This is a genomic window from Bradyrhizobium sp. Kon10, from assembly GCF_055807395.1.
Window position 1 is genome coordinate 1 of the sequence record NZ_JBVVOZ010000140.1, and the last position, 395, is coordinate 395.

The 395-nt window shown below is 70.4% G+C and carries 1 protein-coding gene; it reads left to right on the top strand.

The genetic code is table 11. The features are described 5' to 3' along the window. Nucleotides 1-330, top strand: a 330-nt coding sequence (locus AC0L2O_RS36435; RefSeq protein WP_473373154.1) for a response regulator, incomplete at its 5' end; no start/stop codon positions are given. Between the last annotated feature and the right edge of the window lie 65 nt (nucleotides 331-395).

A 395-nucleotide genomic window follows, 5' to 3' on the forward strand; every position in this document is an offset into this window, starting at 1 on the left:
GCGGGCTACCGCGTCCGCACCGCGCCGACCGCGCAGGAGGGCCTGGCCGCGCTGCGCGCGCAGACCTTCGACGTGGTGCTGACCGACATCGAGATGCCCGACATGAACGGCTTCGAGTTCGCCGAGACCATCCGCTCCGACAGCAATCTCGGCGCGATGCCGATCATCGGGCTGTCGGCGCTGGTGTCGCCGGCCGCGATCGAGCGCGGCCGACAGGCCGGCTTCCACGACTATGTCGCCAAGTTCGACCGTCCCGGCCTGATCGCGGCGCTCAAGGAGCAGACCGCGGGCGCCGCCGGCGCCTCCGAGCTGAGCCGAGCAGCGGCGTAACCAGCGGGATGGATCAGGAGAGACGCACATGACCAAGAAGACCCAGTCCGGCGAAGGCGCCATGG